This is a genomic window from Mycobacterium sp. 1245499.0 (assembly GCF_001673615.1).
GTDB classification, from domain to species: Bacteria; Actinomycetota; Actinomycetes; order Mycobacteriales; family Mycobacteriaceae; genus Mycobacterium; species Mycobacterium europaeum_A.
Genome location: NZ_LZMG01000173.1, coordinates 1 through 11418 on the forward strand (window position 1 = coordinate 1; position 11418 = coordinate 11418).

Below are 11418 nucleotides of genomic sequence, written 5' to 3' on the forward strand. Positions count from 1 at the left end.
CTGGAGATCAGGCGGCCCGTGGGACCGAGCCGGTCCGCGACGAGAAAGCCGGTCTCGCCTGGGCCCGCCGCCACCTCCAGAACGGTCTGGCCCGGTTGCGGATCAACCTGCTCGACGAGCCATTCGGACACCGCGCGCACGTCGCCGAACATGCGTTCCCGGTGCTGTTCCCAGGCCGGTGCCACGGATCTCCACTGCCGAAGCGCCTCCTCGGCTGAATGCGTCTCGGCCATGCTCGTCCCCCGCGTCGACCCGACATCCCCGGATGAGTGCAGCGTACTGTGAGCTGTGTCACGAGGGAAGGAGCCGAAAAGATGCCTGTTTTTGCACGTCCAGGTTCTGCCGGGGCGTTGATGTCGTACGAATCCCGCTACGAGAATTTCATTGGCGGGCAGTGGGTTGCGCCGGCCAAGGGCCGCTACTTCGAGAACCCGACCCCGGTCACCGGCCAGCCGTTCTGCGAGGTGGCCCGCTCCGACGAGGCCGACATCGACAAGGCACTGGATGCCGCGCACGCCGCCGCCCCGGCGTGGGGCAAGACGGCACCCGCGGAGCGCGCGGCAATCCTGAACAAGATCGCCGACCGCATCGAGGAGCACACCGCCGCGCTGGCGGTGGCTGAGGTCTGGGACAACGGCAAGCCGATCCGCGAGGCGTTGGCCGCCGACATTCCGTTGGCCGCCGACCACTTCCGCTACTTCGCCGCGGCGCTGCGCGCGCAGGAGGGCGCGCTGAGCCAGATCGATGACGACACCGTGGCTTACCACTTCCACGAGCCGCTCGGAGTGGTCGGGCAGATCATCCCGTGGAACTTCCCGATCCTGATGGGTGCCTGGAAACTGGCGCCCGCGCTGGCGGCCGGCAACGCGGTGGTGCTCAAACCCGCTGAGCAGACACCGGTTTCGGTGCTCTACCTGATGTCGCTGATTGGCGACCTGCTCCCGCCGGGAGTGGTCAACGTCGTCAACGGATTCGGCGCCGAGGCCGGCAAGCCGCTGGCGTCGAGCAACCGGATCGCCAAGATCGCGTTCACCGGCGAGACCACCACCGGGCGGCTGATCATGCAGTACGCGTCGCAAAACCTCATCCCGGTCACGCTGGAGCTCGGCGGCAAGAGCCCCAATATCTTCTTCTCCGACGTGATGGCCAAGGCCGACGACTACCAGGACAAGGCGCTGGAGGGCTTCACCATGTTCGCCCTCAACCAGGGCGAGGTGTGCACGTGCCCGTCGCGCAGCCTGGTTCAGGCCGACATCTACGACGAGTTCCTCGAACTGGCCGCGATCCGCACCAAGGCAGTCCGCCAGGGTGATCCGCTGGACAGCGAGACCATGCTGGGCTCGCAGGCCTCCAACGATCAGTTGGAAAAGGTGTTGTCCTACATCGAGATCGGCAAAAACGAAGGCGCCAAGGTGATCACCGGCGGCGAACGCGCCGAGCTCGGCGGCGACCTGTCCGGCGGCTTCTACATGCAGCCCACCATCTTCAGTGGCGACAACAAGATGCGGGTCTTTCAGGAGGAGATATTCGGGCCGGTGGTCACGGTGACGTCGTTCGCCGATTACCACGACGCCATCTCGATCGCCAACGACACCCTGTATGGCCTGGGGGCCGGGGTGTGGAGCCGCGACGGCAACACCGCCTACCGGGCCGGGCGCGACATCCAGGCCGGCCGGGTGTGGGTGAACTGCTACCACGTCTATCCCGCCCACGCCGCGTTCGGCGGCTACAAGCAGTCCGGCATCGGCCGGGAGAACCACAAGATGATGCTCGACCACTATCAGCAGACCAAGAACCTGCTGGTGTCCTACTCCGAAAAGGCGCAAGGGTTCTTCTGATGCTTCCGCCCCCCGGGGTGGTCATCACCGCCCCGGCCGCCGAGGTGCTGGCGCGGTTGCAGGCCGCCCACGGCCCGGTGATGTTCCACCAGTCCGGTGGCTGCTGCGATGGGTCGTCGCCGATGTGTTATCCGCTCGGCGATTTCCTGGTCGGCGATCGCGACGTCTTGCTCGGCGTCCTCGACGTCGGGACAGACGGTGTGCCGGTGTGGATTTCGGGTCCGCAGTACACCGCCCACTATCGCGACAAGCACACCCAGCTGGTCATCGACGTGGTGCCCGGCCGCGGGGGCGGGTTCAGCCTGGAGGCGCCCGACGGCGTGCGGTTCCTGTCCCGCGGTCGCGTCTTCACCGACGACGAACGGGCCGCAATGGCCGCCGCCGCGGTGATCACCGGCGCGGATTACGAACGCGGTGAACGCCCCCCGGCACGGGGTCCGGTGGTGGCCGACGCGGCGTCGTCAACGTGCCCCCCGCGCGGGTAGCCGCAGTACAGTCGAGAAAGTGATTCCCCTTCCGCGTCCCTGGTTGTTGGCCAGCGCCATGCTGATCGGCAGTGCGGTCGGACTTTTGGCGGGCGTGGCCTGCACCCTGGCGATTCACGCCAGCGTCCGCCCGGGCGTCGCCATCGCGTCGGTGGTCGGCATCCCCAGCGTCGTAGGGCTGGCGACGATCCTGTTCTCCGGGCGCCGGTGGGTCACCATGCTCGGGGCGTTCCTGCTGTCGGTGGCGCCCGGCTGGTTCGGTGTGCTCGTCGCGCTACGGGTGACCGCCGGTGGCTGACGACAAGGACGCCTCGAGCCCCGGCACCGAGGCGTTCGTACCGGACTTCTCGGATGACGAAGACGACTCCGAGCACACCGGCACCCAATCCTGGGTGCCCGATTTCGATGACGAGACCGGCGAGCACCCCGCGGTGGCCGAGCCGGAGCCCGCCGCCGCACCGGCGGCAGCCGCGACGCCGGAGGCTAGCGAGCAGGAGTCGCCCGAGCCCGTCGGCCCCGTGCAACCGATCAACGTGCCCGGCCGGTATCTCTACCTCAGGTGGTGGAAGCTGGCCCTGGTGCTGCTGGGCGTGTGGTCCGCGGCGGCCGTGATCGGGCTGGGGCTGTTCTCTTGGTGGTACCACTCGTCCGACAAGACGGCGGCGCTGTTCGTCGTCCTGGCCTACGTGGTGGTGTGCATCGTCGGCTCGGTGATGCTGGCGATGACCGAAGGCCGGCCGCTGATCTCGGCGCTCGCGGTGGCGCTGATGTCCGGGCCGTTCGCGTCGCTGGTCGCCGCGGCACCCCTGTACGGCTACTACCACTGCGAGCGAGCGGGGCACTGTCTGGTCGGTGTCATTCCCTATTGACGGCTCGCCCGGGCGGCCGCCAGAGGCCGCGGCCAACTAGGGTGGGCTCGTGACTTCTCACTATGACGTCGTCGTCCTCGGGGCCGGTCCCGGCGGATATGTCGCAGCCATTCGCGCCGCACAGCTGGGGCTGAGCACCGCGGTGATCGAACCGAAGTACTGGGGTGGCGTCTGCCTCAACGTCGGGTGCATCCCCTCCAAGGCGCTGCTGCGCAACGCCGAACTCGCCCACATCTTCACCAAAGAGGCCAAGACGTTTGGCATCAGCGGCGAGGCGACCTTCGACTACGGCGCCGCGTTTGACCGCAGCCGCAAGGTGGCCGAGGGCCGCGTCGCCGGCGTGCACTTCCTGATGAAGAAGAACAAGATCACCGAAATCCATGGCTACGGCCGCTTCACCGACGCCAACACGATCTCCGTCGAGCTCAACGAGGGCGGCACGGAGACGGTGACTTTCGACAACGCCATCATCGCCACCGGCAGCAGCACCCGCCTGGTCCCCGGCACGTCGCTGTCGGCCAACGTGGTCACCTACGAGGAACTGATCCTGTCCCGCGAGCTGCCGGAGTCGATCATCATCGCCGGTTGCGGGGCGATCGGCATGGAGTTCGGCTATGTGCTGAAGAACTACGGCGTCGACGTGACCGTCGTCGAGTTCCTGCCGCGCGCGCTGCCGAACGAGGACGCCGATGTCTCCAAGGAGGTCGAGCGGCAGTTCAAGAAGCTGGGCGTGAAGATATTGACCAGCACCAAGGTCGAGTCGATCTCCGACAACGGCTCCGAGGTGACCGTGGTGGTCAGCAAGGACGGTAACTCGCAGGAACTCAAGGCCGCAAAGGTGTTGCAGGCCATCGGTTTTGCCCCAAATGTGGAGGGCTACGGCCTGGAGGCGGCCGGCGTCGCGCTGACCGACCGCAAGGCCATCGGAATCACCGACTACATGCGGACCAACATCGAGCACATCTACGCCATCGGCGACGTCACCGGAAAGTTGCAGCTGGCCCACGTCGCTGAGGCCCAGGGAGTGGTGGCGGCCGAAACCATCGCCGGCGCAGAGACTTTGGCGCTCGGTGACTACCGGATGATGCCGCGCGCGACGTTCTGCCAGCCCAACGTCGCCAGCTTCGGGCTCACCGAGGAGCAGGCTCGCGAGGAGGGCCACGACGTGGTGGTGGCGAAGTTTCCTTTCACCGCCAACGGCAAGGCCCACGGCGTGGGCGACCCCAGCGGGTTCGTCAAGCTGATCGCCGACGCGAAATACGGTGAGCTGCTGGGCGGACACCTGGTCGGCCACGACGTCTCCGAGCTGCTTCCGGAGCTGACGCTGGCCCAGAAGTGGGACCTGACCGCAACCGAGCTGGCCCGCAACGTCCACACCCACCCGACCATGTCCGAGGCGCTGCAGGAATGCTTCCACGGCCTGACCGGGCACATGATCAATTTCTGAGTAAGAGATATGCGCACCGTCACCCCTCAGGCCCTCGCGGGTGCCGTCGGTGGCCTGGCGACCGGTTATGTCCTGTGGCTGCTGGCCATTTCGAACGGCGACAACGCGACCGCCGGCCACTGGGGCCCGCTGGTGCTGCTGGCGTCGGTGGTGCTGGGGATCGGCGCCGCGCTGTGGGGCTTGCGGCAGCGCCGGCGGGGCAAGCGGCCGTGGGCGGCGTTCGCCTTCGCGCTGCCGGTGCTTCCCGTGATACTGACGCTGGCCATCCTCGCCGACGTCTACCTGTAGCTAGCGCGGATGGTCCAGCGGAATCTCGAGCGCTGACATGGTCGCGGCCAGACCGTCGTATTGGCTTGCAAGCAAACAGAATTCGATCAGCTGCCGCCGATCCAGGTGGGCGGCCAGCGCCTGCCAGGTCTCGGCGGTGACCGTCCGGTCCTTGACGAACTCGTCCGTCGCCGACAGCAGCGCCTGCTGACGCACCGTCAGGCGCGCATCGACCGGGTCCAACCGCTGCGGCCACGCGAAGATCGCGGCCTGCAGATCGGCGTCGAGCCCGGCGGTGCGCGCCATCCGGCGATGGTGCTGCAACTCGTATTCGCACGAGCGCAGGTGCGCGACGCGCAGGATCACCAATTCGGTGTCGATGGTCGGGAGCTTGCCGCGCAGCAGTCGGCCCCCGTAGGCCAGCCAGGTCCAGAACAGCAACCGGCGCTGCCCCAGGGTGGTGAACAGGTGCATCTCCGGGGCCCGCACGGTGCGCGCACCCAGCTTGGCGATCACCCAGTTGATCGGCCCCAGTTCGCGGAACCGCCCCGGCGGGATGCGGCCGTCTGCCGGCGCGCTCACGGCTGGGTCACCAGGTAGGGCGACACCGTGCTGCGGTGCTCGTCGAGATCGAGTGCGCGGCCGAGTGCGGGGAAGGCGCGCTGTGGGCAATTGTCGCGTTCGCAGACCCGACAGCCCGCGCCGATCGGTGTGGCCACTGTTCCTGGTTCCCCCGAGACGTCGAGTCCCTCCGAGTAGACCAGCCGGTGAGCGTGGCGAAGCTCGCAGCCCAGGCCGATCGCGAAGGTCTTACCCGGCTGACCATACCGGGCCGCGCGCCGTTCCACGGTGCGGGCCACCCACATGTAATTGCGGCCATCGGGCATCTGGGCGATCTGCACCAGGATCTTGCCCGGGTTGGCGAACGTCTCGTAGACATTCCACAGCGGGCAGGTGCCTCCGCTGGAGGAGAAGTGAAACCCGGTGGCGGACTGACGTTTTGACATGTTCCCGGCCCGGTCGACCCGGACGAACGAGAACGGCACACCCCGCATCGACGGCCGCTGCAACGTCGAAAGCCGGTGTGCGATGGTCTCGTAACTGATCGAGTAGAACGAGGACAGCCGCTCGACGTCGTAGCGGAAATTCTCCGCGACGTCGTGGAACTGGCGGTAGGGGAGCACGGTGGCCGCGGCGAAGTAGTTGGCCAGCCCCAGCCGGGCGAGGGTGTGTGACTCGTCGCTGGTGAACTTGCCCTCCTCGACCAAAGTGTCGATCAGATCGCCGAATTCGAGGTAGGCCAGTTCGGCGGCCATCTTGAACACCTGCTGTCCCAACGACAGGTGGTTGCTGAATTCCAGCGTCTTGGTTTCGGGATCGAAGCGGTGCAGCACGGTGTCGCCTAGATCGATCCGCCGGTTGATGTGCACACCGTGCACCTCGGTGAGCCGGCGGGTCAGCTCGCGCGCCAGATCGCCGTGGTGCAACCGCATCTTGCTGGTCAGATCCTCGGCGGCGGTGTCCAGCTCGTGCAGGTAGTTCTGTCGTTGGTAGAAGTAGTCGCGGACTTCCTCGTGCGGCATGGTGATCGACCCGCTACCGCTGCCGTCGGAGTACCGCTCCTCGGTGGCGGCCGCGAGCTGGGCCGTGGTGATCCGGTAGCGCCGGTGCAGGTTGACCACCGCGCGGGCCAACGCGGGATGGGCGCTGACCATCTCGGCGACCTCGGTGGGGTCGACGTCGATGTCCAGGTCCCGGTCCATGGTGACCTCGCGCAGCTCGGCGACCAGCCGGGTGTCGTCCTGGGAGGAGAAGAACGTCGCATCCACCCCGAACACCTCGGTGATGCGCAGCAGCACGGCCACGGTCAGGGGGCGGACGTCGTGCTCGATCTGGTTGAGGTAGCTCGGTGAGATCTCCAGCATCTGAGCCAGCGCGGCCTGGGAGAACCCGCGTTCGTTGCGAAGCTGGCGAACCCGTGACCCGACGAACGTTTTGGACACCTCTCCGAGGTTACCGGCCTTTGCGAAGATGGGAGTTCGCAGACTTGGCAATGCCTGCGGTCGCGTCGGGATAGGTGTTCGACGCACCCCGTTGGGATGATGCGACCGGGGCGCAGGCCTTAGCCTGGGGTAACCACGAGGAGGAAACGGGAGCGACGCGGTGAGCCTGGATAAACAACTGATGCCGGTGCCCGACGGTCACCCTGACGTGTTCGACCGCCAGTGGCCGTTGCGGGTCGGCGATATCGACCGCACGGGTCGGTTGCGGCTGGACGCCGCGGCGCGCCACATCCAGGACATCGGCCAGGACCAGCTGCGCGAGATGGGCTTCGAGGAGACCCATCCGCTGTGGATCGTCCGGCGCACCATGCTCGACCTGGTCCGACCGATCGAGTTCAACGACATGCTGCGCCTGCGTCGCTGGTGTTCGGGCACGTCGAACCGGTGGTGCGAGATGCGGGTCCGCATCGATGGCCGCAAGGGTGGGCTCATCGAGTCCGAGGCGTTCTGGATCAACATCAACCGCGAAACCCAGATGCCCTCGCGCATCGCCGACGACTTCCTGGCCGGACTGCACAAGACCACTTCCGTCGACCGGCTGCGGTGGAAGTCGTATCTCAAGCCGGGCAGCCGCGACGACGCGGTCGAGATCCACGAGTTTCCGGTCCGGGTCACCGACATCGACCTGTTCGACCACATGAACAACTCCGTGTACTGGAGCGTGATCGAGGACTATCTGGCGTCCCATCTGGAGCTGATGCGGACCCCGCTGCGCGTCACCATCGAGCACGAGGCGCCGGTGGCGCTGGGCGACAAGCTGGAGATCATCTCGCACGTCCACCCCGCCGGATCCACCGAACAATTCGGTCCCGAACTGGCCGATCGGACTGTTACAACGCTCACATATGCCGTCGGCGACGAGGCGAAAGCCGTCGCCGCGATCTTTGCTCGCTAACAGGACAAGCGTCCCGGTTAATTTGCGGTGTGACCTGCGGCTTTGGGGTTACTGACGGGTAGCTTCTGAAACGGTTAAGTTTGTTCGCGACTTAGCAAACTTCGCAAAATTGGTCGGTCCCGTTGCTTAAATTGGCAACTGAAACGGGTGGACCAGCCCCTATGAGCTGTGCCATCTTCGAGTTAGCACACCAGCGAAGTTGAGCCGCTAGCTACCGCCGGTGCGGCGTCCGCAACTCAGTAGTGAAGACCGTGAAGGAGCATGCCCAATGTCTGTCGTTGGCACCCCCAAGAGCGCCGAACAGATCCAGAAGGACTGGGACACCAACCCGCGTTGGAAGGGTGTCACCCGGACCTACACGGCCGAGGACGTCGTCGCCCTGCAAGGCACCGTAGTCGAGGAGGCCACCCTGGCCCGCCGCGGCGCCGAGGTGCTCTGGGAGCAGCTGCACGACCTGGAGTACATCAACGCGCTGGGCGCCCTGACCGGCAACATGGCCGTGCAGCAGGTGCGCGCGGGCCTGAAGGCCATCTACCTGTCGGGTTGGCAGGTCGCCGGTGACGCGAACCTGTCCGGCCACACCTACCCCGACCAGAGTCTGTACCCGGCCAACTCGGTGCCGCAGGTGGTGCGCCGGATCAACAACGCGCTGCTGCGCGCCGACGAGATTGCCAAGGTCGAGGGTGACACCTCGGTGGAGAACTGGCTGGCGCCGATCGTCGCCGACGGTGAGGCCGGCTTCGGTGGTGCGCTCAACGTCTACGAGCTGCAGAAGGCCATGATCGCCGCCGGTGTGGCCGGCTCGCACTGGGAGGACCAGCTGGCCTCGGAGAAGAAGTGTGGACACCTGGGCGGCAAGGTGCTGATCCCGACCCAGCAGCACATCCGGACCCTGACCTCGGCCCGGCTGGCCGCCGACGTGTGCGACGTCCCCACCGTGGTCATCGCCCGCACCGACGCCGAGGCCGCCACGCTGATCACCTCCGACGTCGACGAGCGCGACCAGCCGTTCATCACCGGTGAGCGCACCAAGGAAGGCTTCTACCGGGTGCGCAACGGTCTCGAGCCGTGCATCGCCCGGGCCAAGGCCTACGCGCCGTACTCCGACCTGATCTGGATGGAGACCGGTACTCCGGACCTCGAGCTCGCCGCCAAGTTCGCCGAGGGCGTCAAGGCCGAGTTCCCCGACCAGATGCTGGCCTACAACTGCTCGCCGTCGTTCAACTGGAAGAAGCACCTGGACGACTCCACCATCGCGAAGTTCCAAAAGGAGCTTGCCGCAATGGGATTCAAGTTCCAGTTCATCACGCTGGCCGGCTTCCACGCCCTGAACTACTCGATGTTCGATCTGGCCTACGGCTACGCCCGCAACCAGATGAGCGCTTACGTCGAGCTGCAGGAGCGCGAGTTCGCCGCCGAGGAGCGCGGCTACACCGCGACCAAGCACCAGCGCGAGGTGGGTGCCGGTTACTTCGACCGCATCGCCACCACGGTGGACCCGACCTCGTCGACCACCGCGCTGACCGGCTCCACCGAAGAGGGTCAGTTTCACTGAGGACGAGCGGGCTCGTGCCCGCGAGGACGAGGTGCAACCGAAGGCCTGAGTCACTGAGCCACCGGCCCTCGGCGCAAGCCGCGCCCCGAAATTGAGATGAAGTAGCGTAGGCCCCGCCCAGCTGATCCTGGGCGGGGCCTATTGCGGTGCAAGACGATACGGGTTACCGGAGAGAACCGGAGAGAGATCAAGTGAGTGACACAACGATTCAGCGCGTAGGAGTAGTCGGGGCCGGCCAGATGGGGTCGGGCATCGCCGAGGTCTCGGTCCGCGCCGGTGTCGACGTGACGGTGTTCGAGACCACCGACGCCCTCATCACGGCCGGCCGCAACCGCATCGTGAAGTCGCTCGAGCGCGGCGTCAGCGCCGGCAAGGTGACCGAGCGCGAACGCGACCGCGCGCTGAGCAAGCTCACCTTCACCACGGACCTGAAGGATCTCGCGGACCGCCAACTGGTCATCGAGGCGATCATCGAGGACGACGCCGTCAAGGCGCAGGTGTTCGCCGAACTCGACCGGGTTATCACCGATCCCGACGCCGTGCTGGCCTCCAACACCTCCAGCATCCCGATCATGAAGATCGCCGCGGCCACCAAGAACCCGCAGCGCGTGCTCGGTCTGCACTTCTTCAACCCCGTTCCGGTGCTGCCGCTGGTCGAGTTGGTCAGCACGCTGGTCACCGACGAGGCCGCCGCCGCGCGCACCGAGGAGTTCGCGAGCGCGGTCCTGGGCAAGCAGGTGGTGCGCTGCTCCGACCGGTCCGGCTTCGTGGTGAACGCGCTGCTGGTGCCGTACCTGCTGTCGGCAATCCGCATGGTGGAAGCCGGTTTTGCCACCGTCGAAGACGTCGACAAGGCGGTGGTGGCCGGCTTGTCGCATCCGATGGGCCCCCTGCGGCTGTCCGACCTGGTCGGCCTGGACACGTTGAAGCTGATCGCGGACAAGATGTTCGAGGAGTTCAAGGAACCGCAGTATGCCCCGCCGCCGCTGTTGCTGCGCATGGTGGAGGCGGGCCGGCTCGGTAAGAAGACGGGCCGGGGCTTTTACTCCTACTGAGCGACGCTAACGACTCACCGGTGCCCGGATCGCCGGTCGTTGACCGGTCGGTTAGTATGCTCGCGTTGAATAGGACGAAAGGTTTTGTAGCGAGCATGACGAAATTGGAACCGTATTACGAGGAATCGCAGTCTATTTACGATGTCTCGAATGAATTTTTCGCATTATTCTTAGACGCGACGATGGGCTACACCTGCGCCTACTTCGAGCGTGATGACATGACTCTCGAAGAAGCCCAAATTGCGAAGTTCGACCTGGCGTTGGGAAAGCTGAACCTCGAGCCGGGGATGACGCTGCTCGACATCGGTTGCGGCTGGGGTGGCGCGCTGAAGCGGGCCGTCGAGAAGTACGACGTCAACGTCGTCGGCCTCACACTGTCGGAAAACCAGGCCGAGCACGTGCAGCAGTCCTTCGATCAGATGGACACCCCCCGCAGCCGGCGGGTGCTGCTGGAGGGCTGGGAGAAGTTCCACGAGCCCGTGGACCGCATCGTGTCCATCGGCGCGTTCGAGCACTTCGGCCGGCAGCGCTACGGCCGCTTCTTCAAAATGGCCTACCAGGCGCTGCCGCCCGGCGGAGTGATGTTGCTGCACACCATCGTTCGGCCGTCGTTCAAAGACGCGCGGGCCAAGGGCCTGAAGCTGACCCACGAAATCGTGCAGTTCTCGCAGTTCATCCTGGCCGAGATCTTCCCCGGCGGCTGGCTGCCGACGCCGCAGACCGTCGGCGAGTACGGAGTGACCGCGGGCTTCGACCTGACCCGCGTCCAGTCGCTGCAGCTGCACTACGCCAGGACCTTGGACCTGTGGGCCGAGGCACTCGAGGCCAATCGCGAGCAGGCGATCGCCATCCAGTCCCAGGAGGTCTACGACCGGTACATGAAGTACCTGACCGGCTGCGCGAAGTTGTTCCGTGCGGGCTACACCGACGTCAATCAGTTCACG

The 11418-nt window shown here is 66.1% G+C and carries 12 protein-coding genes and 1 pseudogene; 10 read left to right on the forward strand and 3 right to left on the reverse strand.

From position 1 onward, the window contains the following. A pseudogene (locus A5646_RS09645) lies at positions 1-233 on the reverse strand (hypothetical protein); the annotation flags it as partial. Positions 234-314: 81 nt separating this feature from the next. Between A5646_RS09645 and A5646_RS09650 the strand changes: the two are divergent. Genes A5646_RS09650 through A5646_RS09675 form a run of 6 tightly spaced genes read left to right on the forward strand, consistent with a single transcriptional unit; the run spans position 315 to position 4927 of the window. Continuing rightward, the gene (locus A5646_RS09650) at positions 315-1838 is read left to right on the forward strand and encodes an aldehyde dehydrogenase family protein (protein WP_067021423.1); all 1524 of its coding nucleotides are present in this window, start codon (positions 315-317) and stop codon (positions 1836-1838) included. Continuing rightward, a complete protein-coding gene (locus A5646_RS09655; protein WP_066868755.1) occupies positions 1838-2323 on the forward strand; it encodes a DUF779 domain-containing protein in 486 nt (161 codons plus the stop codon). The genes A5646_RS09650 and A5646_RS09655 overlap by 1 nt, the downstream gene beginning before the upstream one ends. Before the next feature lie 19 nt (positions 2324-2342). Then, positions 2343-2621 carry a putative holin gene (locus A5646_RS09660; protein WP_197498233.1) on the forward strand — a complete coding sequence of 93 codons (279 nt, stop codon included), beginning with the start codon at positions 2343-2345 and terminating at the stop codon, positions 2619-2621. Beyond that, positions 2614-3192 carry a hypothetical protein gene (locus A5646_RS09665; protein WP_066882270.1) on the forward strand — a complete coding sequence of 193 codons (579 nt, stop codon included), beginning with the start codon at positions 2614-2616 and terminating at the stop codon, positions 3190-3192. Before A5646_RS09660 ends, A5646_RS09665 begins: the two co-directional genes overlap by 8 nt. Before the next feature lie 49 nt (positions 3193-3241). Next, positions 3242-4639, forward strand: a complete 1398-nt coding sequence (lpdA, locus tag A5646_RS09670; protein ID WP_066868751.1) for a dihydrolipoyl dehydrogenase — start codon at positions 3242-3244, stop codon at positions 4637-4639. Positions 4640-4648: 9 nt separating this feature from the next. Further along, positions 4649-4927, forward strand: coding sequence for a hypothetical protein (locus A5646_RS09675; RefSeq protein ID WP_066868749.1), 279 nt, complete (start codon positions 4649-4651; stop codon positions 4925-4927). Here the strand turns inward: A5646_RS09675 and A5646_RS09680 are convergent, their stop codons facing one another. Both A5646_RS09680 and ramB read right to left on the reverse strand, forming a co-directional pair. Further along, positions 4928-5488 carry a carboxymuconolactone decarboxylase family protein gene (locus A5646_RS09680; protein WP_066868747.1) on the reverse strand — a complete coding sequence of 187 codons (561 nt, stop codon included), beginning with the start codon at positions 5486-5488 and terminating at the stop codon, positions 4928-4930. Continuing rightward, positions 5485-6909, reverse strand: a complete 1425-nt coding sequence (gene ramB / locus A5646_RS09685) for an acetate metabolism transcriptional regulator RamB (RefSeq protein WP_066868745.1) — start codon at positions 6907-6909, stop codon at positions 5485-5487. Before ramB ends, A5646_RS09680 begins: the two co-directional genes overlap by 4 nt. A gap of 160 nt (positions 6910-7069) precedes the next feature. Here ramB and A5646_RS09690 point away from each other — a divergent pair, with 160 nt between their 5' ends. The 4 genes from A5646_RS09690 to A5646_RS09705 form a co-directional block, all read left to right on the forward strand. Continuing rightward, entirely contained in the window at positions 7070-7864 is a 795-nt protein-coding gene (locus A5646_RS09690; protein ID WP_066879624.1) for an acyl-[acyl-carrier-protein] thioesterase, read from the forward strand. A gap of 268 nt (positions 7865-8132) precedes the next feature. Continuing rightward, positions 8133-9419 carry an isocitrate lyase gene (aceA, locus tag A5646_RS09695; protein WP_066868741.1) on the forward strand — a complete coding sequence of 429 codons (1287 nt, stop codon included), beginning with the start codon at positions 8133-8135 and terminating at the stop codon, positions 9417-9419. Positions 9420-9610: 191 nt separating this feature from the next. Then, positions 9611-10474, forward strand: coding sequence for a 3-hydroxybutyryl-CoA dehydrogenase (locus tag A5646_RS09700; protein ID WP_065153993.1), 864 nt, complete (start codon positions 9611-9613; stop codon positions 10472-10474). A gap of 95 nt (positions 10475-10569) precedes the next feature. Continuing rightward, the coding region (locus A5646_RS09705) for a cyclopropane mycolic acid synthase family methyltransferase (protein ID WP_067021425.1) at positions 10570-11418 on the forward strand (849 nt) is incomplete at its 3' end.

Bases quoted from the DNA above. Each gene is read 5' to 3' on its own strand.
- A5646_RS09650 (WP_067021423.1), top strand. From the start codon at position 315: ATGCCTGTTTTTGCACGTCCAGGTTCTGCCGGGGCGTTGATGTCGTAC.
- A5646_RS09655 (WP_066868755.1), top strand. From the start codon at position 1,838: ATGCTTCCGCCCCCCGGGGTGGTCATCACCGCCCCGGCCGCCGAGGTG.
- A5646_RS09675 (WP_066868749.1), top strand. From the start codon at position 4,649: ATGCGCACCGTCACCCCTCAGGCCCTCGCGGGTGCCGTCGGTGGCCTG.
- aceA (WP_066868741.1), top strand. From the start codon at position 8,133: ATGTCTGTCGTTGGCACCCCCAAGAGCGCCGAACAGATCCAGAAGGAC.